The organism is Algorimicrobium bowmanii (genome assembly GCF_054031195.1).
Window position 1 is genome coordinate 2,943,268 of record NZ_CM132929.1, and the last position, 26,576, is coordinate 2,969,843.

Genomic DNA, 26,576 nt, shown 5'->3' on the forward strand with positions numbered 1-26,576 from the left:
ACAGAAACCTAATACTATTGAGGCTATTAAGCTATTTAGTAACTAGAAGACAGGAACCTATAGTATAAAATATGATAAGACAAGCTAAAAGGCTTATGCTTTTAAAAACCGAATGTTTCGTTGTAAACCAGAAAACTTAGTGCGTTTTACGGCCGATTTTTTAAATACTTTGCGAAACGTATCTTCTGTTATTTCATCCCAATCTTTCTTGCTCATCTCTAACAATTCAGGATGTGGATTAAAAAGTGGTTCGTTATGCGCTTTTGAAAAGCGGTTCCATGGGCATACATCTTGACAAATATCGCAACCAAACATCCAATCGTTAAACTGGTTTTTAAATTCAGAAGGAATATTATCCTTCAGCTCAATTGTGAAATAAGAAATACACTTGCTACCATCAACCACATACGGTTCTGTAATTGCTTCCGTAGGACAGGCATCGATGCATTTTGTACAGGTGCCACAATGATCACTTGTTATACCATCATATTCTAATTCTAAATCGATTATTAATTCTGCTATAAAATAAAAAGAGCCCACTTGCTGGGTTAATAAATTGGAATGTTTACCAATCCAGCCTAGACCTGATTTAGCGGCCCACGCTTTATCCAGCACCGGTGCTGAATCAACAAAAGCACGCCCTGAAACATCACCTATTTCTGATTGAATGGTTTCTAGTAATGTTTTTAGTTTGTCTTTAATTACAAAATGATAATCAGTACCAAATGCATACTTGGAGATCTTGTAGCTATCGGTACTTTGCGTTTCGGCAGGAAAATAATTTAATAGAAGAGAAATAACACTTTTAGAGCCTTCTACTAATTTTGTAGGATCTAAACGTTTATCGAAATGGTTTTCCATATACCGCATTTCTCCATTCATATTTTTATTTAGCCAACGTTCCAATCGAGGTGCTTCTGCTTCTAGAAATTCTGCTGGACTAATACCACAAGACATAAAACCGAGACGCTTGGCTTCAGCTTTAATCAAGTTACTATATTTGGCTTTCGTACTAGGTATCACTATCGATTTTCAAAAGTTAGAAAAGCATTTTTAGGCTTTAAAGTAATAAGTGGAGTTATATCAATAGTCTCAAAATTAGGCTTAATCTTAAAACCTGCTACTAACTCTGATACCGCTAATATCATTTCAAACATAGCAAAGTTATTACCAATGCATTTGCGAGGTCCTGCTCCAAAAGGAAAATATTGAGATGAAAACTTACGACTACCATCTTGAAATCGATCAGGCATAAATTGGTCTGGCTGATCCCATAATTCAGGATGTCTATGCATTTCATACACAGAAAACAGTAAGTTGGATTGCGTAGGGATATCAAAACCATTAAATGAATCGTCAGCAATATTCACACGATCTATAAAATACACGGGCGGATACAAACGCATGGCTTCTTCAATAACCTGCTGGCAAATTTTGGATTGTGAAACAACTCCCATCAAATCTGAACTTTCACTTAAGATAACTTGACGTTCAGCTAATATTTTTTCTTGCCATTCGGGATGTAATGCTAGTAACTGAGCTGTAAAAGTTAAAGCGTTTGAAGTAGTTTCATGACCTGCTGTAAACAAAATTAATATTTCATCTATTAACTGTGCTTCGTCCATTGCATTTCCATCCTCATATCTGGCATCTAAAAGCATATCTAATAAATCATGATGCTTAATGCTAGATTCACGTCGCTCTTTTACAATTTGTTTTAAAATTTCTCGAGCTTCTCGGGTTAATGCTAGGTGCTTTTCAATTTCACCACTCCAATCAAACCACCAACCTAAATACGGCTGACGCAATTCTTTTACTAACATTTTCTGAGCTTCCTCTGTTATAAACTGTAAGCGATTTATAGCTGTTTGATCTGCGGCACCACTAAATAGTGAAGTTACTACAGTTTGAAATGCTAAATCATTTAAAACAGGAAAAATATCAATTTTTTGATCTGTACTAATTTTAGTATATCCTAAAAGAATAGCACCTTTAATACTCTCAAGCAGATTTTCTAATTGCTTTTTATGGAAGGCGGGCTGTATAAGTTTACGTTGTTTTTTCCAATGTTCACCTTCGGCTGTTAAAAGCCCTTTACCAACATACTTAACCAAATCTTCGGTTTGTATTTTGGATTTGTGATAATTTTTTTGATTGGTTTTTAAAACATATTCTGCAAAAGCAGCATCCCGTATAAACACAACACTATTAGAAAGACCTATTTTTAATTTAAAAACATCACCTTGAGCTATAAAATTTTCATTATGAAACGGTAATGGGTTCTTAACAATTTGTAAGGAATTGGTTAAAAACTTGGTTAAAGGGACGCTCGGTATTGGTTTTGAGTTTTTCAAATTAGTGAGATTAATTAAAATAAACCGCCTTGTGTTGGTCCTTTAACCCGTCCTAAGTGCTTATATGCTTGTTCAGTTACTTCGCGTCCTCGAGGGGTACGCATTATAAACCCTTGCTGTATTAAAAACGGCTCATAAACTTCTTCAATTGTTTCGGCGCTTTCACTAACTGCTGTAGCTAAAGTTGTAATACCAACAGGACCACCTTTAAACTTATCAATGATGGTGGTTAAAATCTTATTATCCATTTCATCTAGGCCATGTGCATCAACGTTTAAAGCTTCCAACGCAAAGCGCGCTATAGTAATATCAATTGTTCCATCTCCTTTAATTTGTGCAAAATCTCTAACACGTCGTAACAAAGCATTTGCAATCCTAGGTGTTCCTCGACTTCTACCTGCAATTTCAACAGCAGCCTCCATAGAAATAGGCATAGCCAAAATAGCAGAACTACGCTGTACGATACTAGTTAATAAAGGAGTATTATAATACTGTAAGCGACTCTGAATACCAAAACGGGCACGCATTGGTGCTGTAAGTAATCCAGAACGTGTAGTTGCACCAATTAAAGTAAATGGATTCAGGTTTATTTGAACAGTTCGGGCATTAGGTCCCGATTCAATCATGATGTCAATCTTATAATCTTCCATTGCTGAATATAGATACTCTTCAACAATAGGACTTAATCTATGTATTTCATCAATAAATAAAACATCGCGTTCATCTAAATTTGTTAGTAAACCTGCTAAATCGCCAGGTTTATCTAATACAGGCCCAGAGGTGACTTTTATACTTACACCTAATTCATTAGCTAAGATGTGGGCTAAAGTTGTTTTACCAAGACCAGGAGGTCCATGAAACAAAGTATGATCTAATGCTTCATCACGTCCATTAGCCGCTTGTACAAATATTTGAAGATTTTCCAATACTTGATCTTGCCCCGTAAAATCATCAAATGATAAGGGTCTTAGCTTTTTTTCTATATCGTTTTCTTCCGGAGAAAAATTTTGGTTGGTAGGGTCTAAGTTTTCGTTCATGATAAGTACTTAGCAAAAGGACTAATTATAATTTTACTTTAAAACAAATATACGAAGTGTGTTATAGAATATAATCTAAAAAAGAAAAAAGCCTTTCTAAATTCATAGAAAGGCTTTTATTATTTGGAAGTTTTTCGACTAATGAAAAACATTTTTTTAATGGTGTAATTCCTCTTCACCTTCTTTTAAAGGGACATTTTGAGGTACGAAATCTACATCATGACCTGGTTTACTATAGTCATATGACCAACGGTAAACATGAGGGATAGCGCCTGGCCAATTTCCATGAACATGTTCTACTGGTGTCGTCCACTCTAACGTAGTAGCTCTCCAAGGGTTTTGTGTTGCTTTCTTACCTACAAATATACTTGCAAAGAAGTTATATAAATAAATTATTTGTGCTACAGCTCCTATGATAGCAAATACAGTAATAACTACATTTACGTTTGCTAAATCATCAAATAATGGGAAATTAGAGTTAGTATAATAACGTCTTGGTAAACCTGCCATTCCAATAAAGTGCATTGGGAAGAAAACACCGTAAGCACAGATAGCTGTTATCCAAAAGTGAATATAACCTAATTTCTTGTTTAACATACGACCAAACATTTTTGGGTACCAGTGATAAATACCAGCAAACATACCATATAAAGCAGATATACCCATTACTAAGTGGAAGTGTGCAATAACGAAATACGTATCATGTACATTGATATCTAAAGCTGAATCACCTAATATGATACCAGTTAAACCACCAGATATAAACGTTGATACAAATCCTATAGAAAACAGCATGGCTGGATTCATTTGAATATTACCTTTCCATATCGTGGTAATCCAGTTAAAGGCTTTAACGGCAGATGGAATAGCAATTAATAATGTTGTAAATGTAAATACAGAACCTAAGAAAGGATTCATACCTGATACGAACATATGGTGTCCCCAAACAATTGTTGAAAGGAAAGCAATAGCTAATATAGATACAATCATGGCACGGTATCCAAAAATTGGTTTACGTGAGTTTGTAGCCATAATTTCTGATACTAATCCCATAGCAGGAAGAATAACGATATATACTTCAGGGTGTCCTAAGAACCAGAATAAGTGTTCGAATAATACAGGTGAACCACCTTGGTAGTGTAATACTTCACCTTGAATAAAGATATCTGATAAGAAGAATGATGTTCCAAAACTTCTATCCATTATTAATAATAATGCTGCAGATAATAATACTGGGAAAGATACGATACCAATAATAGCTGTTACAAAGAAAGCCCAAATAGTTAATGGTAAACGTGTCATTGACATACCTTTTGTACGTAAGTTAATAACAGTTACTACATAATTTAATGATCCTAATAATGAAGATGCAATAAATATAGCCATAGATACAAGCCAAAGGGTCATACCTAATCCTGAACCACCTTGAGCCATTGGTAAGGCTGATAATGGTGGATAGATTGTCCAACCAGCTGCTGCAGGACCTGCTTCAACAAACAGTGATATAAGCATGATTACACTTGATAAAAAGAATAACCAATAAGATACCATGTTAAGGAAACCAGATGCCATATCACGAGCACCAATTTGCAATGGAATAAGTAAGTTACTAAAGGTACCACTTAAACCTGCAGTAAGTACAAAGAATACCATAATGGTACCGTGAATTGTTACTAATGCTAAGTAAATATCAGCATCCATAACACCATCAGGTGCCCATTTTCCTAATAAAGCTTCAAAAAGCACATTAGGCTCTTCTGGCCAAGCTATTTGAATACGGAACATAATAGACATTAATATACCTATAATTCCCATAATAGTACCTGTAATTAAGTACTGCTTAGCAATCATTTTATGATCTATACTAAATATGTATTTAGTAATAAATGTTTCTTTATGATGATGTCCGTGATCGTCGTCGTGAGCGTGAGTATCTGCGTGTGTTGACATAACCTTATATATACTTTTTTAAAACCGTTTGTAATTACTTAATTAAAGAATCTTTGAATTCTTTTTGTTCTGCTAACCAAGCATCATATTCTTCTTGGCTTTCTACTATAATTTTCATTTGCATGTTGTAATGAGACTTACCACAAATTTTATTACATATAAGTAGATAATCAAATTCGTAAGGATCAAGAGCTGCCTCACCTTTAGCTGCTAACTCTTTACTTTTATCAACTCTAATAGAATTAATATTAGCTACCTTTTCAATAATTTCAGGTGTTTGTCTCATTTCAGCAGTTGTTACTGTTGGAGTGAAACCAAACTGAGTAATCATACCAGGAACACAGTTCATTTGTGCTCTAAAGTGTGGCATATATGCTGAGTGTAAAACATCTTGTGAACGCATTTTAAATAATACTGGCTTACCTACAGGTAAATGTAATTCTGTAGTAATAATATCATCTTGTGCATTAGGGTCTGATTCATCAACACCTAAGATATTAGCTTTATCGATATCAATTAAACGTACATTAGCCTTACCTAAAGTATTATCGTTACCTGCATATCGTGCTTTCCAGTTAAACTGTTGTGCATATAATTCAACTACTAATGGATCATCATCTTCACTTACATTCATAATGCTCGTCCAAGTAAATAAACCATAGATAATTAAACCAGCAAGAACAATTACTGGGATTATAGTCCAAATAGCCTCTAAAGTATTGTTATCAGCGTAGTATAATGCTTTTTTACCTTTTTCTCCACGGTACTTAAATGCAAAGTAATGAAGTAAAAACTGCGTAAGCGTTTGTACTATAAATATAACCACTAAAGAGATAATCATTAAATTATCAATTTGTGGACCATGCTCTGAAGCCGAGTTTGATAGAAGTGGTAAGTCACCCCATAAAACAAAACTGATAATGGTTAAGGCATAAATGAAGATTAAGAAACCTATCATTAAGTAGGCATTCATCTTATTATCTTTCTCAGTTGCTACTTGGCTATTTGTTACACCAACTTGTGCTAAGTCAAATATTTTTACCATTTGCCATATGGCAACTGCAATAAAAAGAACTATTATAATTGTTAAAAAAGCTGTCATTGTCTCTTCTCTACTTTAATTAATTTTTAATAATGAAAATGTTCACTTTCTTTAATAAATGGATTTCCTTTTGCTAATAAAGGTGCTTTAGATATGGCAGTAAATACCACAAACATAAACAGACCAGCAAACAATAAAATAGCACTTATTTCAGGGATTCCGATAAACCATCTGTCTCCTACAGTAGCTGGCATTATCATCACAAATATATCTAAATAATGTCCGGCAAGGATAACAACACCTGCCATAACAATAAACCAAGGTACACGTTTAAAATCACTATTCATTAATAGTAATAATGGGAACACAAAGTTCATAACTACCATACCTAAGAATGGTAATTGGTAATCTTGGAAACGTGATACGAAGTAAGTAACTTCTTCAGGAATATTAGAGTACCATATTAACATAAATTGAGAGAACCATAAGTATGTCCAGAAAATACTGATACCAAACATAAATTTAGCTAAATCATGAATATGACTATCATTTACGAATTCTAAAAGACCTTTAGACTTTAAATAAATAGTTGTTAATGCAATTACTGTAATACCACTTACAAACATACTTGCAAATACATACCATCCAAATAAGGTACTAAACCAGTGTGGATCAACACTCATAATCCAATCCCAAGACATAATAGACTCTGAATAGATGTAAAATACTAAGAATGCAGCCGCAATACGGAAAGACTTCTTAAAGTTACTGTTATCGTTGATATCAGCATTATCTTGTGCTAAAGAGAATTTACGTGCAAAATGTCTGTAGATACTCCAACCTGCTATAAAAATTAAACCTCTAATTACAAACCAAGGTAGGTTTAAATAACTTTGCTTGCCTTGAATTAACTTATCATGAGCAACAACCTCTGGATCCATCCATACAAAAAGATTGTAATGACCTATTGTACCAGATGCAACAGCAATTGCTAAAACTATTAAACCACCAGGTAATACGTATGCACTGATACCTTCCATAACTCTGAAAAGAACAGGTGACCATCCGGCCTGAGCAGCAAATTGAATAGCGTAAAATGCTAGAACACCTAAACCTATCATGAAGAAGAAAAATGCAGCAACATAAATAGCAGACCATGGTCTATTAGCTATTTGGTGTTGTACATGTTCTACATGTTTTTTGTGTTTTTCAACATGACTACCTGCTTTATCATCATGTCCTGCTTTTCCAGCATGACCTGAATGTTCAGCTTTCATATCGTGTGTTGTAGCAACATCATGAGATGCTTTCTCTCCGTGACCACCACCGTGTGAAGCTTCATTAGCTAACATGGTTTCAACGGTTTCAAAAGATTTATGAGATGTCATAAAACCATAAACAACACCTATTGCACCAATTATAATTAGGGCAATAGAAAATGTCTTTAATCTATTTGAGAATGTGTACATATCTATATATAATCTTTATCTATCTTATTTTTCTAAATTGGCTTTCAATTCTAAAACATAAGCCACAACTTGCCAACGTTCTTCTTCATTCAGTTGATTTGCGTAAGAACCCATAGCATTTTTACCATAATAAATAGTATGATAAATACTACCAGCTGTTATAGCTCTACCAACGTCATCATAACTAGGTATACCTAATATCTTCTCACGTTTAACCAAGTTTCCTTGACCATCTCCTTTTGTTCCGTGGCAAATTCCACAGTAAATATCATAAAGCTCTTTACCTCTTTTACTATCAATCTGTGTTGAATCTAAAGGACTCATTAAAGATTGTTTTGCGGTGTTAAAACCTTCTAATGTATTTTCTATATCAAATGGAATATGTCCTCTTGCTACCGAGCCTTCTGCTGGTAACTGTGCTTCAACACCATTTCTAAAAGCATCAGATTCTGAATAAGTTTCATAACCTACCGATTCATACATATTTGGCATGTATTGGTAGTTACGACTTGAATCATTCTTACAAGATACGCTTGTAACTAATACTAATGCTATAATTGTTATTTTTATTAAGGCCTTCATATTAATGTGCTTCTTTTTCAACAATATTAATTTCTACTGCACCAGTTTCTTTCAGTAAATTTTCTAATTCAGTTTGGTTATTATGAATTGAAATCTCCAATAAGAAATGATCATCTGTTGTTCTTGGATCTGGATTTTCAGCATTTTTAAATGGCCATAATTTACTACGTAAGTAAAAAGTGATTACCATTAAGTGAGCTGCAAAAAAGATAGTAAGCTCAAACATAATTGGTACAAATGATGGCATATTTTCAATGTAGCTAAAACTTGGTTTACCACCAATATCTTGTGGCCAATCTTGAATCATGATAAAGTTCATCATGGTAATAGCTACCGATAAACCAATACATCCATAAATAAACGATGTAATAGCTAAACGCGTTGGCGCTAATCCCATAGCTTTGTCTAAACCATGCACAGGGAATGGTGTAAACACTTCTTCTATATGATGCTTTTCAGCTTTAACTTTTTTAACAGCCGACATTAAAACATCGTCGTCCGTATAAATAGCGTGAATTACTTTTGATGTCTCCATTTATCTACGCTTGATTTATTAGTTGGTTAGCTTGTCCAGACCAATCATCACGTTCTGCTCTTCCTGGGAAAGAACTTGTAATTTCGTCTAACAAGTCGTATTCTTTTTTAGTCATTTTACTAACCTGTAGGTAGGTATAAATACCGATACTGTTTAGTACTTCTTCCATTTTTGGACCAATACCATTAATCTTCTGAAGATCATCAGCAGTATGCTGAGCTGGATCAAAAGTTCCAATACGTCCAAATAACGTGTTAACTTTTTCAGTGTGGTCAACATCCGATACCGGTGCTGTTTTAGGTGTCGCTGTTACAGGGCTAGATGTTCTAGCATCAGCTCCAGTTCCAACTAAACTATCACCACGCTCTCTAATATTTTTATAACGCTGTCCTGAAGACTTTAAAATCGTTTTAACCTCTGCTTGTGCAATTACTGGGAATGTTCTTGAGTACAATAAGAATAGTACGAAGAAGAAACCAATAGTTCCAATAAAGATACCTATATCAACAAACGTTGGTGAGAACATTGTCCAAGATGATGGTAAGTAATCACGGTGTAATGATGTAACGATAATTACGAAACGCTCAAACCACATACCTACATTTACTACAATAGAGATAAAGAATGAGAACATGATACTTGTTCTAAGTTTCTTAAACCACATAAACTGAGGTGAGAATACATTAAAACTCATCATACATAAGTAAGCCCACCAATAAGGTCCAGTTGCTCTGTTTAAGAAAGCATATTGTTCGTATTCAACTCCAGAGTACCATGCTACAAATAACTCAGTAATATAAGCCACACCAACTATAGAACCTGTAAGCATAATTACAATGTTCATTAATTCGATATGTTGTACGGTAATATAATCTTCTAAATTACATACTTTACGCATGATAATAAGTAAAGTATTTACCATGGCAAATCCTGAGAAGATTGCCCCTGCTACGAAGTAAGGAGGGAAAATCGTTGTATGCCAACCTGGAATAACAGATGTTGCGAAGTCAAAAGATACAATGGTGTGTACAGATAATACTAACGGTGTAGCTAAACCTGCAAGTACCAAAGATACTTCTTCAAAACGTTGCCAATCTTTTGCACGTCCTGTCCAACCAAAACTTAATAAAGAATAAATTTTCTTTTGGAAAGGCTTAACAGCTCTATCACGTAACATGGCAAAATCAGGTAATAAACCAGTCCACCAGAAAACTAATGAAACCGATAAATACGTTGAAATGGCGAATACATCCCAAAGTAATGGTGAGTTAAAGTTTACCCATAGTGATCCAAATTGGTTAGGTATAGGTAATACCCAGTAAGCTAACCATGGTCTACCCATGTGTATAATTGGGAATAAACCAGCTTGTACAACGGCAAAGATTGTCATTGCTTCTGCAGAACGGTTAATTGCCATTCTCCATTTTTGACGGAATAATAATAGTACTGCAGAAATTAATGTTCCTGCGTGACCAATACCAACCCACCAAACGAAGTTAGTAATATCCCAAGCCCAACCTACGGTTTTATTTAAACCCCAAGTTCCAATACCGGTTGATACTGTATATAATATACACCCTACTCCCCATAGGAAAGCAATAAGTGCTATTGAGAATACAATCCACCAAGATTTATTTGCCTTACCTTCTACTGGTCTTGACACATCAACAGTAACATCGTGATATGATTTTTCGCCTGTAACTAAAGGTCTTCTAATAGGTGCTTCGTAATGAGACGCCATAATCCTTTTATAATTATTTTCTTAATTCGTTTTATTATGCTTCGGTTGTATTTCTCACTTTCGTTTGATACATCACATTAGGTTTTGTCCCAATATGCTCTAACAAGTGATACATACGCTTATCTTCTTTTAGTTTTGCTACTTGACCTTCTTTGTCATTAACATCACCGAAAACCATTGCTCCTGATCCACATGCGGCAGAACAAGCTGTTTGGAATTCACTGTCTTTAACAAGACGTCCATCACGTTTAGCATCTAAAATTGTTTTCTGTGTCATTTGAATACACATAGAACATTTCTCCATGACACCACGCGAACGCACAGTAACATCTGGGTTTAATACCATACGACCTAAATCGTCATTCATATGGTAATCAAACTGATCATTTTCGTTATACAAGAACCAGTTAAATCTACGTACTTTATAAGGGCAGTTATTAGCACAGTAACGTGTACCAACACAACGGTTATAAGCCATATGATTTTGACCTTGACGACCGTGTGATGTTGCCGCTACTGGACAAACAGTTTCACAAGGTGCGTGATTACAATGCTGACACATTACTGGTTGGAAAGCTACTTGCGGATTAGCCGCTGCTGTTTCCATTTCATCCAATGCATCAATAATTGCAAGTCCTTTTGTATCGTTCTTTTTAGTATTATCACCTTCAAATGTATCTTCAGATGAATAATATCTATCAATACGCAACCAGTGCATATCGCGACTCTTACGAACTTCTTCTTTACCAACAACAGGAACATTATTTTCAGCGTGACATGCTATAACACAAGCACCACATCCTGTACAAGCATTTAAGTCAATAGATAAGTTGAAGTGATGACCAATAGTACGGTCAAATTCATCCCATAAATCAACTTCTGGAGATGTTACTGGTGTTTCCTGATGATTCAGAGAAACTACAGGTACAGCATTCCAATGTGCTTTATCTTTAGTATTGAATATTTCTAATGTTGTTTCTTTTATAATATCGCCACGACCCATTAGCGTATTGTGAAGTTGCACACAAGCAAATTCATGCTCGCCACCAACAACTTTTAAACTAACACTTTGAGTTGGGTTAAAATCAGTATACAAAGGGAAGGCATTAACACCTGTTTGCATTTCCTCTTTTAAACCAGCTGTACGACCATAACCAAAAGCTAAACCTATAGAACCTTTAGCTTGACCTGGTTGAATAATAACAGGAGCAGTTACGGTTACATTATTTACTGTAATTTCAACAATACTACCGTTTAATCCACCGTCAGATTCATGCCAATTTTTAATTCCTAATTCTGTAGCATCTGCTTGTGATACTGTAACGTAGTTATCCCAAGTTGTACGAGTAATAGGATCTGGCATTTCTTGTAACCATGGGTTGTTAGCTTGTTGGCCATCTCCCATTGAAGTTTTAGCATATAATGCTAATTCCAAACCTCCTACTGGAGCAGTAGCAGCTAATTTTTTAGCAGCATCTCCACCAGAAACAGCTAAAGGTGCTGAAATACCAGCGCCAACAGCATGTGTAGTTGTATTCGTATGCGTTGTTGTAGTATAAGTATCTTCTTCTTTATCACGTAAACCAACACTTTCAGCTACGTCTTGAATGATACCTCCTACCCACGTTTTCTTATCTTTTTCATTAAGAGTTGTTTCAGTTGTAGTCGTAGTTTCAGAAACTGAACCGTTTCCATGTCTTCTAGCTCCAGCTGTTACAAACACACCATCATGCAAAGCTTGACTAAATGAAGCACCTCCTAGGATATGTGCTTGCCATGTCTGCTTAATATAATCATGATACGAAACATCATTTCCTGTCCACTTTAAAATAGCATCTTGAAATTGACGCGTATCAAATAATGGACGGATAGTTGGTTGTGTTAAGGCAAAATGGCCTTTTTTCAATTCAACATCTCCCCAAGCCTCTAAGTAGTGAGGCGCAGCAGCTAAATATGTTGTTTCTAAAGCTGTTTCATCCATTTTTTGTGTGAATGAAACGGATAATGCTGTTTTCTTTAATCCTTCAGAAAATGCTGAAGCATTAGGTAATGTATATAGTGGATTTACTCCACTCATAATAATAGCGCCTACTTTACCTGCATTCATATCTGCAACTAAAGCATTAACCGCTCTATCATTTCCTTGTCTTACTTTAATAGGTGTTCTTGCGTGGAATGCATGACTACGTAAGTGTGCATTTATTGCTAATACAACTGTTTGAGCATCCACATCTTGGACACCTGTAACAACCACACCTTTTCTACCTGCTTTTTTCAATTCTGAAGCTGCTTTTTGAATGGCATCTTCAATATGCTTTGGTAAGTCGCCAGATACAGATCCACCAACTACGGCACTATATAATTTAGCTAAAGCTATTTTTTGCTGACTTGGTGTTAAAGAAACACGCTTATCTGCATTAGCTCCAGTTAAAGACATATTAGATTCAAACTGAATGTGACGAGACATTTTTCCATTAGCTGGAATTCTGTTTTTCGCATAACCAGAATCAAATCCTCCACCTTGCCAATCACCTAAGAAATCAGCTCCAACCGAAACGATTGTCATTGCCTTAGAAAAATCGTAATTAGCTAAACCACGTTCACCGTAATTAGCTTCATAAGCATCTAAAGCAGCCGATTCAGAAATAGCATCATATTGTACATGACGAACATTTCCAAATTTAGCTTGAAACTCATTTACTAACTTGTTTGTAGACGGACTTGCAAAAGTTTGTGTTAATAAAACAATTGCTTTCCCTGATTTACTAATTTCCTCTAGTTTTTGAGCCACTTCAGTATCTAATTCACTCCATGAAATAGACGAACCTGATTTCATTGGACCTTGAATTCTCATACTATCGTACAAGCTTAAAACAGAAGCATTCACCCTAGCATTTGCTTGACCATTGGCAGCAGCTAACGTGTTGTTTTCAATTTTAATTGGACGACCTTCGCGAGTTTTTACTAAAACAGATGCATAGTCATAACCATCGGCAACAGTTGTTGCATAATAGTTAGCGACACCTGGTGTAATTTCTTCTGGCTGCACTACGTAAGGTATAGACTTAACTACCGGCCCTTCACAAGCTGCTAATGATGCAGCTGCTGTACTAAAACCAATATACTTTAAGAAATCACGACGTGTTGTCTTGGAACTCTCTAATGACTCTTTATTACCTAAAAATTCATCTGTAGGAATTTCCTTAACAAATTCGTTTTGTTTTAGCGTCTCAACAATTGAGCTATTCTCGTTTAGCTCTTCAACACTTTTCCAGTATTTCTTGTTTGATGACATATTATATAATTGAATTACTTCTTATTAATTATTTTTAAGTTTTAAATCCCTTTTAAGAGATTATAGACACGTGATGTGCAATGACTACTATATTAGTAGTGACACTTTCCACATTCCAGACCACCCATTTGTGCTGCTGTTAATTTGTCTACACCATACTTCTTAGATAATTCTTCATGAATTTTCGTGTAGTATGCATTATCTTCAACTTTCACATTTGTATCTCTGTGACAGTTAATACACCAACCCATAGTAAGTGGCGCATGTTGATACATAATTTCCATTTCTTCAACTGGACCGTGACATGTTTGACATTCAATACCAGCTACAGAAACGTGTTGTGAGTGGTTAAAGTAAGCAAAATCTGGCAGATTGTGAATACGCACCCATTTAACTGGTTTTGTTTCACCTGTATATTTCTGCTCAGCATCATCCCATCCTACAGCATCATAAAGTTTTTTAATCTCACCATCGTAAAACTCTTTACTATACTCTGCAGTTGCCGTTTCCGGTGCTACTTCGTAAATAGATTTATGACAGTTCATACAAACATTCAATGAAGGAATACCTGATGTTTTACTTACACGTGCAGATGAGTGACAGTACTTACAGTCTATACCATTATCTCCAGCGTGAATTTTATGTGAATAGTGAATTGGTTGTACTGGTTGGTAACCTTGATCAACACCAACCTGCATTAAATAACCGAACACAAAATAACCACTTGTTAATAAAAGTATCACAACAGATACTAATACTAAAAACTGATTTTGAATAAATGCTTTCCAAATTGGTGTACCTTTTGTTTCCGAAACATCAACACCTTTAGCGTCAGCAAATCTATTTAAAGTTTGTCTTACTAAAATTAATGCCATCGCTAACAATGCAAACAACACCGCTAAAGCTCCTAAAATAAGTTCGTTTGAAATAGAGCCCCCAGCATGACCGCCTTGAGCCGCTCCAGCTGTTGCAGCAGGTGCAACTGCAGGTGCAGGTGCCTCTTCAGCTGTATACGCCAAAATATCTACAATATCCTGATCTGATAATTGTGGAAATGCTGTCATGGCAGCCCCACCATATTCGTCAAATATTTTATTGGCATATGCATCACCAGAACTAATAAGCTTAGAACTGTTATGTATCCATGCTTTTAGCCAATCTCTATCTAGACCTTCATCGTCCGCTAGTCGTTGTTCGACATGACGAAGGGCAGGACCCGTCATCTTTTTGTCTAACTTATGACATGCAGCACAGTTGGCGTTAAATAATGATTTACCCTTTGCTGGATCTCCTTCCTGAGCAGAAAGGGATGTTGAAAATGCTAATAAAATAACTAAACTTAAACGTAAAATGTTCTTGCCTAATTTTCGGTGATTCACCTGTTTCATATTATTGGTTGAATTAACTTCTAAACTTTGGTATGATTTTTTCAATTAACAAAAGAAAAAAATACAATAATAAAATCTCTCGCAAAAGTAACATTTAAAGTCGATTTTAGAAATGTTACAGAAGTGTTAATTGCTAATTTAGAGAAATTCTAAATAATAAAACATCTCAATTATAGTTTTTAATCTTTTACATTTGCATCAAATACTATTGAAAATGAATTTATTGAACAGATATTCCAAGACATTTTTAACGTTAGGCTTAGCGCTTAGTGTTAACATATTTTATGCACAACAAGGGGCTGTAACGGTCAATCAGCCATCTGAAATTGATGCTTTATTAGCATTAAAGAAGGAAATGAATACTTCAAACGAAGATTCTGGCAGGTATAAAATTCAAATATTCTCAGGAGATCGCTCGGGAGCAGATAAAACGATAACCGATTTTGAAGATAAGTTTGAAAAAATCCCTACAAAGCTAGTTTATGAAACACCAAACTATAAAGTATGGGTTGGCAATTTTAGAAACAGATTAGATGCTGATCGTGGATTAGAAATTATTCGTGAAGAATTTCCTGATGCTTTTCGTTTCAAACCTAAAAAGAAGGAAAAGAAAGAAACAAAATAAACCATCACACAACTTATATAAAACGGTCTTAAAGGTGAACTTGACTTACTGGTAAAATCAGTACGACAATCGCTTTTAAGACCGTTTTAATTTAAAGACATAAAAGAATGCTAAAAGCTTACAAGCTTTTAAAAACCCTTATTTTGAAAACAAAAAAAGAGTACCAATTGGCACTCTTTTTTTTATATATGAAAATGAATTACTATTTCAATTTCTTTTTAACTTCTACCTCATGGTAAGCTTCAATAACATCACCTTCTTTAATATCATTGTAGTTCTTAATTTGCATACCACAATCATACCCTTTAGAAACTTCTTTAGCGTCATCTTTAAAGCGTTTAAGCGATGCTAATTCACCTGTGTAAACTACAACACCATCACGTATTAAACGTACACTAGAATTTCTAAAGATTTTTCCAGTTAATACCATACAACCAGCAATACTTCCAACTTTAGATACTTTAAATATTTCTCTAATTTCAGCTGTACCAGTAACCTCTTCTTTAAGCTCTGGAGATAACATACCTTCCATGGCATCTTTAAGATCGTTAATAGCGTCATAGATGATTGAGTAAGTACGGATATCAATTTCTTCCTTATCAGCAATACTTCTAGCATTACCCATTGGTCGAACATTAAATCCAATAATAACAGCATCAGAAGCCGAAGCTAATAACACATCACTTTCTGTGATTGGTCCAACACCTTTATGTATAATATTTACTTGAATCTCTTCAGTTGATAGTTTCTGGAATGAATCTGTTAAAGCTTCTACCGAGCCATCAACATCACCTTTAAGGATAATATTCAATTCTTGGAAATCACCTAAAGCAATACGTCTACCAATTTCATCTAAAGTAATATGACGTTGTGTTCTAACAGATTGCTCACGTTGTAACTGAGTACGTTTCGTAGCAATTTGTTTCGCCTCACGCTCATCTTCAAATACATTAAACTTATCACCCGCTTGTGGTGCTCCGTCTAATCCTAATATAGATACTGGTGTAGATGGCCCTGCTTCTTTAACTTCGTTTCCACGCTCATCATGCATGGCTTTAATTTTACCACTGTTTTTACCAGCTAAAACATAATCACCTATACGTAGCGTTCCGGCTTGAACTAATATTGTTGAAACGTAACCACGACCTTTATCTAAAAAGGCTTCTACTACTGTTCCAACAGCTCGCTTATCAGGGTTAGCTTTCAATTCTAATAATTCGGCTTCAAGTAATACTTTTTCTAGTAACTCTTTAACACCAGTTCCTTTTTTAGCAGAGATGTCTTGCGACTGTATCTTACCACCCCAATCTTCAACTAATAAATTCATATTAGCTAAACCTTCTTTAATTTTATCAGGGTTGGCAGTTTCTCTATCTATCTTATTTATTGCAAAAACAATTGGCACACCCGCTGCTTGTGCATGCGAAATAGCTTCTTTTGTTTGTGGCATAATATCATCATCCGCAGCAATTACAATAATAGCAATATCGGTTACTTGGGCACCACGAGCACGCATGGCTGTAAAGGCCTCGTGACCTGGTGTATCTAAAAAGGCTATTTTCTGACCATTTTGTAACTCTACACCGTAGGCCCCAATATGCTGTGTAATACCTCCCGATTCTCCAGCAATAACATTCTCTTCACGAATATTATCTAATAAAGATGTTTTACCGTGATCTACGTGACCCATTACTGTAACAATTGGTGCACGTTCTACTAAATCTTCTGGTTTATCCTCTATAACTTCAATAGATTCTTCTATATCAGAAGTTACAAACTCTACTTCATAACCAAATTCATCAGCTACAATAGAAAGTGTTTCAGCATCTAAACGTTGGTTCATTGTAACCATCATACCAAGCGACATACATGCCGATATAATTTGCGTTACAGATACGTTCATCATGGTTGCAACTTCACTAGCTGTAACAAATTCTGTTACTTTAAGTACTTTGCTTTCTGCTGCTTCTGCTTGTAAGTCTTTTTCGGTTTGCTCACGATGCTGATCACGTTTATCACGACGATACTTCGCTCCTTTTCCTTTATTAGACTTTCCTTGAAGTTTTTCTAATGTTTCGCGTACTTGTTTCTGTACATCTTCTTCACTAGGCTCTTCTTTAACTATATTACGACGGCCTTTTCCAGAACCTGGTTTACCTTTATGGCGATCATTTCCACCTCTAGAATTGGCATTACCAGCATTACCTGGCGATCCCGCTTTACTTATTCTACGACGTTTCTTTTTAGGATCGTTACCAGATTTGTTATCCGTCTTTTTCTTAGGTTTCTTAAACTGGGAAAGATCAATTTTCTCTCCGGCAATTTTAGGTCCCGTAAGTTTTTGATATTGTGTTTTAACACGTGCTTCTCCTGGTGTATCAGTTGCTTCTGTTTCCACTTTAGCAGTGGTATCTGCTTTTAACTTCGCAGATGCAGGCGCTTCTGTTTTTTCAGGTGCCGCTTTGGGCTTGTCTACTTTAGGTGCTTCCGCTTTAGGCGCAGTGGCTTTTGGCGCAGTGGCTTTTGGCTTAGGAGCAGACTTAGAAGATGGCGTGTCCTCTTTAGTTGCCTTAGCTTCGGGCTTTTGCACGTCTTTAGCTTTAGGTTGTTCGGCAGGCTTAGCTACGTTTTCAACAGGAGCTTCTGGAGTTGGCTCTGGAGCTTTCTCTTTTGGCTTTTCTGTTTTTTTCTTATCGGCATCCAAGTCTATTTTACCAACTTGTTTTGGTCCAGACAGAGTAGACTTAGCCTTAACAACTTCAGCTTCTTTAGCTTTAGCTCGGGCTTCGCGTTCTGCCTTTTCTTTTTCTTTTGCCTCAATTTCGCGCTCGCGTTGAATTCTTAACGCTTCTTTCTCTTTTAGTTTTGCCTCACTAACTTCTTGAGATGCCATCTTTTTGTTAGCATCTGTTTGAAATTCATTTGAAAGGATATCAAACGTTTCTTGAGAAATTTTTGTAGTCGGACGCTTCTCTATATCGATACCTTTTGAGTCCAAAAACTCGACAGCTCGGTCTAAAGAAATGTTCAGCTCGCGTAATACTTTATTTAATCTAATTGTTTCAGCCATAAATCGCCTTTAATATAACCTAATATATGTTATTCTTCGAATTCTTCCTTAAGAATTCTAATTATTTCATTAATTGTTTCTTCTTCTAAGTCGGTACGTTTCACTAAATCTTGAACATCTTGTTCTAAGATACTCTTAGCTGTATCTAAACCAACTTTACTAAACTCTTCTATAATCCAAGGTTCAATTTCATCACGGAATTCCGTTAATTCAACATCTTCCTCAGCGCCCTCTCTAAACACATCAATCTCATAACCAGTTAACTGACCAGCTAAACGGATGTTGTGACCACCACGTCCAATTGCTTTACTAACTTCTTCTGGTTTTAAAATAGCCTCGGCACGCTTATTTTCTTCATCAATTTTAATTGATGTCACACGCGCTGGACTTAATGCTCTAGTTATAAATAATTGCAAGTTACCTGTATAATTGATAACATCAATATTTTCGTTTCCTAATTCACGAACAATACCATGAATACGAGATCCCTTCATACCAACACAAGCACCTACAGGGTCAATTCTATCATCGTAAGAATCTACCGCTACTTTAGCTTTCTCGCCTGGTATACGAACCACATTTTTTATTGTAATTAAACCGTCAAACACTTCTGGTATTTCTTGTTCAAATAATTTTTCTAAGAATACCGGTGCCGTACGCGACATGATAATTGCTGGCTTATTACCTTTTAAATCAACACTTTCAATAATACCACGAACGTTATCTCCTTTTCTAAAGAAATCCGAAGGAATTTGCTTCTCCTTTGGAAGAATTATTTCATTTCCTTCATCATCCAACAAAATTACGGCTCTATGACGAATATGGTGTACTTCAGCAGTATAAATTTCACCTACTAAATCTTTAAATTGTTTGTAGATGTTAGTATTATCGTGTTCGTGAATTTTTGAAATTAAATTCTGTCTTAATGCTAATATTGAACGACGTCCTAAATCTATTAATTTTACTTCTTCAGACACATCTTCACCTACTTCAAAATCTGGCTCAATCTTACGAGCTTCCGATAATGAAATTTCTTGATTCGGTTCTTCTACTTCTCCATCTGCAACAACTATACGATTTCTCCATATCTCTAAATCGCCTTTATCAGGATTTATAATAATATCAAAATTATCATCATCACCAAACTTCTTTTTAAGAGCGTTTCTAAAAACATCCTCTAAAATCGCCATTAACGTTACACGATCGATTAATTTATCGTCTTTAAACTCCGAAAATGAATCAATTAACGCAAGATTCTCCATATCTCTTTTTGAATTAAAATTTTATCATAACTTTTGCTTCTACAATATCTTGATAGGCTATTTGAGCCTCTTTTTCTACTGTTACTTTTCCTTTACCTACTGGTTTTGGCTCTCTGGCTTTCCACTTTAAAGTAATATCCGTATCGGTAGCAGCTATTAGTTGCCCCTTTACCTCTTGTTCTTGTGTGCGTACTTCCAAGTCTCTACCAACATGTTTTTTGTATTGTCTAACATGAACCAATGGTTCTGCAGCCCCATTTGAAGCCACTTCCAACGAAAAATCATGCTCGTCCCTATCTATATTATGCTCTATAGCACGACTTATAAACACACAATCATCAACGGTTACACCTTGGTCACCATCTATAATTACCGAAATAGCATTATCGGCTCCCATCTTAAAATCGATAAGAAACAAATCCTCACGCTCTTCTAAGGCATCATTTAATAAAGTCTCTACTGTTTGTCTTAACATAATTATGATACAAAAAATTGGTATAAAAAGAGGGGACTTTCAGGTCCCCTCTTTTATTCTTTTCTTACAACGGTGCAAATATACAATAATTTAATTGAATTCCATAATGAATGAAATATCAATTTTTATTCTTAAATTTAAAGACTTAATTATAAACTGATAAAAACATCATATATGAAAAAAATTCTTGTACCCACCGACTTTTCAAAAGAAGCAGAACAAGCCCTAAAAGTGGCTGCACAATTAGCGCGAAAGCACGATAGTGAAATTTATTTACTTCATATGCTAGAACTACCACTGGATCAAGTAGATGCTCTAAGTCAATATAGTGAGTTACCAGAAGCAATGTTTTTTATGAAATTGGCACATCAGAAATTTGAAACTACTATTAGCCAAGATTATCTTCAAGGGATAAAAGTACATGAAACAGTAGATTTCAACCAAACCTTTACAGGCATTACAAACACGTGCAAAGAACACGGTGTAGATTTAATTGTAATGGGATCACATGGCGCTAACGGTTTTAAAGAAATGTTTATCGGATCTAACACCGAAAAAGTAGTTAGGACAGCCGAAGTTCCCGTGCTAGTTATTAAAAACGAACACACCGACTTTGTTGTTAACGACTTTGTATTTGCATCCGACTTTAAAAACGACAACAAAGGCACATACCGACAAGCCGTAGCTTTAGCCGAAGCCTTAGACGCTAAAATCCACCTATTATTCGTTAACACAGCCAACAACTTTGTTACTACAGAAACCGCCAAATCGCGTATATTAAAATTCATAGACGGAAATGCCTTTGATAATTACACGATTACAATTTATAACGACGAGAGTGTTGAAAAAGGGATTCTAAACTTCTCACACAATATCAGTGCCGACTTAATTGGTATTAGCACCCATGGCAGACAAGGTATTGCTCACTTCTTTAACGGAAGCATAAGTGAAGATCTAGTTAACCATGCTAAACGTCCAGTGATTACATTTAAAATCTAACAAACTTCACATACCTTAAAAAAAGCTTCCTATATGGAGGCTTTTTTTTATACATACTCTATAAAACTATCTAATAAACAGGAAATACTAATTAAGAAACTGAAGAGAAACCTATCAAGTTCCTAAAAACAGAAAGACTATAAAACAAAAAATCCCAACCAAATTAATGGTTAGGATTTCTTTCTACTTGTTGGCCCACTAGGGCTCGAACCTAGACTCTTTGGTACCAAAAACCAACGTGTTGCCAGTTACACCATGGGCCAATCTCGTATTGAGGTTGCAAATTTAAAACAATTATTTATTTGCACAAACATTTTTTCAAAAAAAATAAATTTAAATACTTAACGTTTCCTTAAAAGCATGTCCCATTTGATAATTATTGTTAAATTCGCTTAATCAAAAAAACTGCAATTACATGACACAGATTAACTTTAAAAAGTGGAATACTATATTAGGATGGTTCGCTTTTTTAGTAGCATTCCTTACTTTCGGTCTAACCGTAGAACCAACAGTAAGTTTTTGGGATGCAGGCGAATACATACTAACCTCAGCTAAACTTCAGGTTGGTCACCCTCCAGGAGCACCGTTATTTCAAATGTTTGGCGCCTTCTTTTCGATGTTTGCTTTAGAGCCATCGCAAGTTGGTTTTATGTTAAATATGATGAGTGCCGTTGCTAGTGCTTTTACTATTTTATTTATGTTTTTTACCATCACACTTTTATTAAGAAAGTTGGTTGGAGAGCCTGAAAATTTAAATAATACTCAAAAAATTGCAATTTTAGGGAGTGCTTTGGTAGGAAGTTTAGCCTTTACGTTTACAGATTCCTTCTGGTTTAATGCAGTTGAAACAGAAGTGTACGCCATGGCAACTTTAATTATGTCTGTATTATTCTGGTTAGGTCTTCGTTGGGAACGTGATATGGATAAACCGCGTGGAAACCGCTGGTTAGTCCTTATTGCATTTATTATAGGGTTATCTTTTGGAGTACACTTTATGGGTTTACTTACCATTCCAGCTATAGGACTAATCTATTACTTTAAAAATTATAAGGAGATTACAGTTAAAAACTTCATTATTGCTAATGTTGTTTCTGTAGCTATCCTTCTATTTATATTTAAATTATTAGCACCAAACATTCTACGTATATTTTCTGCTACCGAAATATTCTTTGTAAATGTCATTGGTCTTCCTTTTAACTCTGGAACTATTTTTGCCGGAATTGCTTTAATAGCTTTAATATTCTTCGGATTAAAGTATACACGTAGCAAAAATTTAAAGCACCTAAACACCGGAATTCTATGTGTTACATTTATTATTGTTGGTTTTTCGTCATGGTTAATGCTACCTATTCGTGCTAATGCCGAAGTGGTTATTAATGAAAACGACCCGAGTGATGCGCGTGAGCTTCTAGCTTATTACAATTTAGAGCAATACCCAGAAACCCATTTATTTTACGGGCCGCAATTTACCGATCAATATTCTGGTCTGGATGACAACGAACCTTATATAGACGACAAACCTAACTACGAAAAAGACGAGAAAGCAGGAAAATATGTTATTGTAAACGACTGGGAAAAAGCACGTCAAAACTACAACTCAGATCACGCCTCTATTCTACCCCGTATGTGGAGTGGTGAAAATGCTGAAAATTATATGATTTTCTCTGGATACTTAGATTTCAACCTGAAACCAGAGTACCAAATGGAAAATGAACTGCGCGCCGCTATAAACAATTTTAAAAATGAAGTTGCTAATGGCATGGTAGATTATGAAGATTATCATAATTTCTTAAAACAAAATGGTCAAATTATCGATGTTGAAAAACCGTCGTTAGGAAGCAATGTTGCCTACATGTTAGAATACCAATTGGGTTACATGTACTGGCGTTATTTTATGTGGAACTTTGTAGGTAGACAAAACGACGTACAAGGAAAACTAGATAATTTTAACGGAAACTGGTTAAGTGGCATCAATTTTATTGACGAATGGCACTTAGGTCTTCCACAAACCGATTTACCAACAGATGTAAAAGAAAACAAAGCACGAAACACATATTTCTTCCTGCCGCTTATTTTAGGAATTATCGGACTGTTCTTTCTGTACAATAAAGACAAAAAACTATTCTGGGTTACTTTGGTATTTTTCCTGTTTACAGGTTTAGCTATTCAAGTTTACACCAATGTAAGACCTTTTGAACCACGTGAACGTGATTATTCCGTGGTAGGTTCATTCTATGTATTTGCTATATGGATTGGTTTCGGCGCCTATGCCTTAGTCGATTTACTTCGCAGCAAAGTTTCATCTCCATTATTAGCACCAGCTATTACACTAGCTTGTCTTATTCTTGTTCCTGGAATATTAGCTGCTAACAACTGGGATGATCATGACCGTTCAGATAAATATACTGCTCGTGCTATGGCGAAAATGTATCTGGATTCAGTTGAAGAGAACGGAATCTTATTCTCCATTGGAGACAACGACACCTTTGCTTTATGGTATGCACAAGAAATTGAAGGTTACCGTACCGATGTTCGTGTGGTAAACACCAGCTTATTCCAAACAGATTGGTATATAGACCAAATGAAACGTAAAGCGTATGAAAGTGACCCAATACCATCACAGTTAACGCATGAGCAATACCGTTATGGTACACGCGATTATATCATGAAAAAAACGGATTATATAGACGCTCAAGGCAGAAGACTTCCGGTTTTAAATAAAGACACTTTAGCGCTAAAAGATTTTATGGATTTTGTTACTAGCGATAACCCTAAAACAAAGTTTAAGTACATCCTTCAAATGCAAGGCGAAGACCCTAGTTATTATCCTTCGCAGTTACAAAACTCGAATTATTTCCCTGTAGAAAATATTCGTGTTCCGGTTAATAAAGAAAATGCTCTTAAATATGGAATCGTTAAAGAAAAGGATGCCGATAAAATTGAAGACTACCTAGATATTAAAATTACAGATGGCGCTGTTTTAAAGAATCGCCTTTTAATGCTAGACATTATTAACTCTAACGATTGGAAACGCCCTATTTATTTCACCGGAGGCGCCTTTGGTAATGACGATTATATCTGGATGAAAGACTACCTACAGTTAGATGGTATGGCTTACAGACTAACACCTATTAAAACACCAGTTAATCGAGGGAACCCTTTTGATATGGGACGCGTCGATAGCGAATTGATGTATAATAAAGTTAAAAACTGGGATTGGGGAAATAGCGGCAGCACTGATATTTATCACGATGTTGAAACTCGTAAAAACTCAATCACATACCGTGGTAACTTAGCACGTTTAGCTGAGCAACTAATTAATGAAGAGCAATATGACAAAGCAGAAGAAATAGCCGATATAGCTATGGAAAACATGCCGGTAGATTTATTTGGCTACTACACCCTTCTAGAACCATACATCAACGCTTATTACCAGGTAGATGCTACAGAAAAAGCTAGAAAACTATTTATGGATGTAGCAGAGAAATACCAAGAAAACCTTACATACTACAGCAAGTTAGATGTAGAACAACAACAAATGGTTTTCGAACAAATCTATACAGACATCGAACGTTATAAGAGTATTGTTGACGTAGTAATAACTTACGATAAGGAGTTTGCCAAAACAGAAACGAAAACATTCTCAAACTTCTTAAATCTGTTTAGCCACTTTTACGGAGGTGATGACATTCCAGAAACGGAAGAAACACCAGAACCGTTAGACATAGACATTCTTCAAGATGACACCTTGAGTTTGACGCCTGAAAATTAAACAACATGGGAATCATTCCTGTTAAGATACCTACTATATTAAAAAAGATACTCCCAGACTTTGTTTGGGAGTTTTCTACTTCTGAAAAGGTCCTTTATCTCACTTTTGATGATGGCCCAACTTCTGAAGTCACCCAATGGACACTCAATACACTCAAACAATTTCAAGCCCAAGCTACATTTTTCTGTATTGGTAATAACATTGAAAAACACCCCGATATTTTTCATAGCATCCTAGAGGAAGGTCATAAAATTGGAAACCACTCTTACAGTCATTTAAAAGGATGGCGCAATACAGTAGATAACTACATAACAGATGTTAATAAAGCGCAAGCTGTAATCAACGCAGAATATAACAAACCCCAAAACTCAGCCCATAAAGCAACGGGGGCAAAATTATTCAGACCACCATACGGTCAAATAAAACCAAGTCAAGGTAAAGCTCTAAAGAAATTAGGATATACTGTAGTTACCTGGACCATCTTATCTTTCGATTGGGAACATACTATTAACCCTGAACAATGCTATCAAAACGTTATTAAGCATAGCAAGCCTGGTAGTATTATTGTATTTCACGATAGTGTGAAAGCGTCTAAAAATATGATGCATGCCTTACCTAAAGTATTAGCATACTTCTCCGAAAAAGGATACACTTTTAAAACACTTCCTGTTTAAACGTATTCTTGAATAATTCCAATTAATGTGTTGGCATCTTGCTCACCACTATGACGCCATTTCATTTCGCCATTTTTGTAGATAATTAATGTTGGTAAGCCTTTTACACGAAGTGCATCAGCTAACTCCTTATTTTTCTCAACATCAATTTTAATAACTTTTGCCTTATCGCCTAACGCAGCAGCTACATCACGTAAAACCGCATGCATAGCAGTCGATTGGTCATTCCATTCCGTAAAGAAGTCTAACAAGACTGGAATATTAACATCTATAAGTTCACCAAATTTTGACATACAGTATCTATTT

General features: G+C 35.4%; 19 protein-coding genes and 1 tRNA gene. 4 read left to right on the forward strand and 16 right to left on the reverse strand.

Going from position 1 to position 26,576, the window contains the following annotated elements; genetic code table 11:
• Nucleotides 1-93: 93 nt before the first annotated feature.
• From queG to ACW5R3_RS13290, 11 genes are all read right to left on the reverse strand, one after another.
• Nucleotides 94-957: a tRNA epoxyqueuosine(34) reductase QueG gene (gene queG, locus ACW5R3_RS13240; RefSeq protein ID WP_456578840.1), complete on the reverse strand. Its 864-nt coding sequence runs from the start codon at nt 955-957 to the stop codon at nt 94-96.
• Between the two features lie 65 nt (nt 958-1,022).
• On the reverse strand, nt 1,023-2,354 hold the full coding sequence (locus tag ACW5R3_RS13245) for a cytochrome P450 (RefSeq protein ID WP_456577493.1): 1,332 nt from the start codon (nt 2,352-2,354) through the stop codon (nt 1,023-1,025).
• A gap of 14 nt (nt 2,355-2,368) precedes the next feature.
• Nucleotides 2,369-3,391, reverse strand: a complete 1,023-nt coding sequence (ruvB, locus tag ACW5R3_RS13250) for a Holliday junction branch migration DNA helicase RuvB (protein ID WP_456577494.1) — start codon at nt 3,389-3,391, stop codon at nt 2,369-2,371.
• A 156-nt stretch (nt 3,392-3,547) separates the two neighbouring features.
• Nucleotides 3,548-5,341 (reverse strand): cytochrome c oxidase subunit I, encoded by a 1,794-nt coding sequence (locus tag ACW5R3_RS13255; protein WP_456577495.1) that lies wholly within the window; start codon nt 5,339-5,341, stop codon nt 3,548-3,550.
• Between the two features lie 34 nt (nt 5,342-5,375).
• Nucleotides 5,376-6,443, reverse strand: a complete 1,068-nt coding sequence (locus ACW5R3_RS13260) for a cytochrome c oxidase subunit II (protein ID WP_456577496.1) — start codon at nt 6,441-6,443, stop codon at nt 5,376-5,378.
• 26 nt (nt 6,444-6,469) lie between these two features.
• Entirely contained in the window at nt 6,470-7,852 is a 1,383-nt protein-coding gene (locus ACW5R3_RS13265) for a quinol:cytochrome C oxidoreductase (RefSeq protein ID WP_456577497.1), read from the reverse strand.
• Nucleotides 7,853-7,876: 24 nt separating this feature from the next.
• Nucleotides 7,877-8,434 (reverse strand): c-type cytochrome, encoded by a 558-nt coding sequence (locus tag ACW5R3_RS13270; protein WP_456577498.1) that lies wholly within the window; start codon nt 8,432-8,434, stop codon nt 7,877-7,879.
• Nucleotide 8,435: 1 nt separating this feature from the next.
• Complete coding sequence (locus ACW5R3_RS13275) at nt 8,436-8,969, reverse strand: DUF3341 domain-containing protein (protein WP_456577499.1); 534 nt, start codon at nt 8,967-8,969, stop codon at nt 8,436-8,438.
• 4 nt (nt 8,970-8,973) lie between these two features.
• Nucleotides 8,974-10,710, reverse strand: a complete 1,737-nt coding sequence (gene nrfD, locus ACW5R3_RS13280) for an NrfD/PsrC family molybdoenzyme membrane anchor subunit (protein ID WP_456577500.1) — start codon at nt 10,708-10,710, stop codon at nt 8,974-8,976.
• 34 nt (nt 10,711-10,744) lie between these two features.
• On the reverse strand, nt 10,745-14,005 hold the full coding sequence (locus ACW5R3_RS13285) for a TAT-variant-translocated molybdopterin oxidoreductase (RefSeq protein ID WP_456577501.1): 3,261 nt from the start codon (nt 14,003-14,005) through the stop codon (nt 10,745-10,747).
• A 92-nt stretch (nt 14,006-14,097) separates the two neighbouring features.
• Nucleotides 14,098-15,393, reverse strand: a complete 1,296-nt coding sequence (locus ACW5R3_RS13290) for a cytochrome c3 family protein (RefSeq protein WP_456577502.1) — start codon at nt 15,391-15,393, stop codon at nt 14,098-14,100.
• A 214-nt stretch (nt 15,394-15,607) separates the two neighbouring features.
• Here ACW5R3_RS13290 and ACW5R3_RS13295 point away from each other — a divergent pair, with 214 nt between their 5' ends.
• Complete coding sequence (locus ACW5R3_RS13295) at nt 15,608-16,018, forward strand: SPOR domain-containing protein (RefSeq protein WP_456577503.1); 411 nt, start codon at nt 15,608-15,610, stop codon at nt 16,016-16,018.
• Nucleotides 16,019-16,220: 202 nt separating this feature from the next.
• On the opposite strand, the gene infB is transcribed toward ACW5R3_RS13295, so the two are convergent.
• The 3 genes from infB to rimP are packed head-to-tail and all read right to left on the reverse strand — an operon-like array spanning nt 16,221 to nt 20,825.
• Entirely contained in the window at nt 16,221-19,088 is a 2,868-nt protein-coding gene (gene infB, locus ACW5R3_RS13300; protein ID WP_456577504.1) for a translation initiation factor IF-2, read from the reverse strand.
• A gap of 29 nt (nt 19,089-19,117) precedes the next feature.
• Complete coding sequence (nusA, locus tag ACW5R3_RS13305; protein WP_456577505.1) at nt 19,118-20,350, reverse strand: transcription termination factor NusA; 1,233 nt, start codon at nt 20,348-20,350, stop codon at nt 19,118-19,120.
• A gap of 13 nt (nt 20,351-20,363) precedes the next feature.
• Entirely contained in the window at nt 20,364-20,825 is a 462-nt protein-coding gene (gene rimP, locus ACW5R3_RS13310) for a ribosome assembly cofactor RimP (protein ID WP_456577506.1), read from the reverse strand.
• A gap of 174 nt (nt 20,826-20,999) precedes the next feature.
• On the opposite strand from rimP, the gene ACW5R3_RS13315 reads away from it, so the two are divergent.
• Nucleotides 21,000-21,824 (forward strand): universal stress protein, encoded by an 825-nt coding sequence (locus tag ACW5R3_RS13315; RefSeq protein ID WP_456577507.1) that lies wholly within the window; start codon nt 21,000-21,002, stop codon nt 21,822-21,824.
• A 190-nt stretch (nt 21,825-22,014) separates the two neighbouring features.
• On the opposite strand, the gene ACW5R3_RS13320 is transcribed toward ACW5R3_RS13315, so the two are convergent.
• Nucleotides 22,015-22,087: transfer RNA gene (locus ACW5R3_RS13320), tRNA-Gln, on the reverse strand.
• Nucleotides 22,088-22,239: 152 nt separating this feature from the next.
• Between ACW5R3_RS13320 and ACW5R3_RS13325 the strand changes: the two genes are divergently transcribed.
• Together ACW5R3_RS13325 and ACW5R3_RS13330 are read left to right on the forward strand one after the other, a co-directional pair.
• A complete protein-coding gene (locus ACW5R3_RS13325) occupies nt 22,240-25,596 on the forward strand; it encodes a protein O-mannosyl-transferase family (protein WP_456577508.1) in 3,357 nt (1,118 codons plus the stop codon).
• Nucleotides 25,597-25,601: 5 nt separating this feature from the next.
• Complete coding sequence (locus ACW5R3_RS13330) at nt 25,602-26,270, forward strand: polysaccharide deacetylase family protein (protein WP_456577509.1); 669 nt, start codon at nt 25,602-25,604, stop codon at nt 26,268-26,270.
• Here the strand turns inward: ACW5R3_RS13330 and ACW5R3_RS13335 are convergent.
• Entirely contained in the window at nt 26,267-26,563 is a 297-nt protein-coding gene (locus tag ACW5R3_RS13335; protein WP_456577510.1) for a thioredoxin family protein, read from the reverse strand. The genes ACW5R3_RS13330 and ACW5R3_RS13335 overlap by 4 nt on opposite strands.
• Between the last annotated feature and the right edge of the window lie 13 nt (nt 26,564-26,576).

Excerpts from the sequence above, each read along its gene's own strand:
- ACW5R3_RS13270 (WP_456577498.1), bottom strand. The coding sequence starts at position 8,434 with ATGAAGGCCTTAATAAAAATAACAATTATAGCATTAGTATTAGTTACA.
- queG (WP_456578840.1), bottom strand. The coding sequence starts at position 957 with ATGTCTTGTGGTATTAGTCCAGCAGAATTTCTAGAAGCAGAAGCACCT.
- nusA (WP_456577505.1), bottom strand. The coding sequence starts at position 20,350 with ATGGAGAATCTTGCGTTAATTGATTCATTTTCGGAGTTTAAAGACGAT.
- ACW5R3_RS13325 (WP_456577508.1), top strand. The coding sequence starts at position 22,240 with ATGACACAGATTAACTTTAAAAAGTGGAATACTATATTAGGATGGTTC.
- rimP (WP_456577506.1), bottom strand. The coding sequence starts at position 20,825 with ATGTTAAGACAAACAGTAGAGACTTTATTAAATGATGCCTTAGAAGAG.
- ACW5R3_RS13330 (WP_456577509.1), top strand. The coding sequence starts at position 25,602 with ATGGGAATCATTCCTGTTAAGATACCTACTATATTAAAAAAGATACTC.
- ruvB (WP_456577494.1), bottom strand. The coding sequence starts at position 3,391 with ATGAACGAAAACTTAGACCCTACCAACCAAAATTTTTCTCCGGAAGAA.
- ACW5R3_RS13290 (WP_456577502.1), bottom strand. The coding sequence starts at position 15,393 with ATGAAACAGGTGAATCACCGAAAATTAGGCAAGAACATTTTACGTTTA.
- ACW5R3_RS13335 (WP_456577510.1), bottom strand. The coding sequence starts at position 26,563 with ATGTCAAAATTTGGTGAACTTATAGATGTTAATATTCCAGTCTTGTTA.
- ACW5R3_RS13260 (WP_456577496.1), bottom strand. The coding sequence starts at position 6,443 with ATGACAGCTTTTTTAACAATTATAATAGTTCTTTTTATTGCAGTTGCC.
- ACW5R3_RS13285 (WP_456577501.1), bottom strand. The coding sequence starts at position 14,005 with ATGTCATCAAACAAGAAATACTGGAAAAGTGTTGAAGAGCTAAACGAG.
- ACW5R3_RS13315 (WP_456577507.1), top strand. The coding sequence starts at position 21,000 with ATGAAAAAAATTCTTGTACCCACCGACTTTTCAAAAGAAGCAGAACAA.
- ACW5R3_RS13275 (WP_456577499.1), bottom strand. The coding sequence starts at position 8,969 with ATGGAGACATCAAAAGTAATTCACGCTATTTATACGGACGACGATGTT.
- ACW5R3_RS13295 (WP_456577503.1), top strand. The coding sequence starts at position 15,608 with ATGAATTTATTGAACAGATATTCCAAGACATTTTTAACGTTAGGCTTA.
- ACW5R3_RS13265 (WP_456577497.1), bottom strand. The coding sequence starts at position 7,852 with ATGTACACATTCTCAAATAGATTAAAGACATTTTCTATTGCCCTAATT.
- ACW5R3_RS13255 (WP_456577495.1), bottom strand. The coding sequence starts at position 5,341 with ATGTCAACACACGCAGATACTCACGCTCACGACGACGATCACGGACAT.
- nrfD (WP_456577500.1), bottom strand. The coding sequence starts at position 10,710 with ATGGCGTCTCATTACGAAGCACCTATTAGAAGACCTTTAGTTACAGGC.
- infB (WP_456577504.1), bottom strand. The coding sequence starts at position 19,088 with ATGGCTGAAACAATTAGATTAAATAAAGTATTACGCGAGCTGAACATT.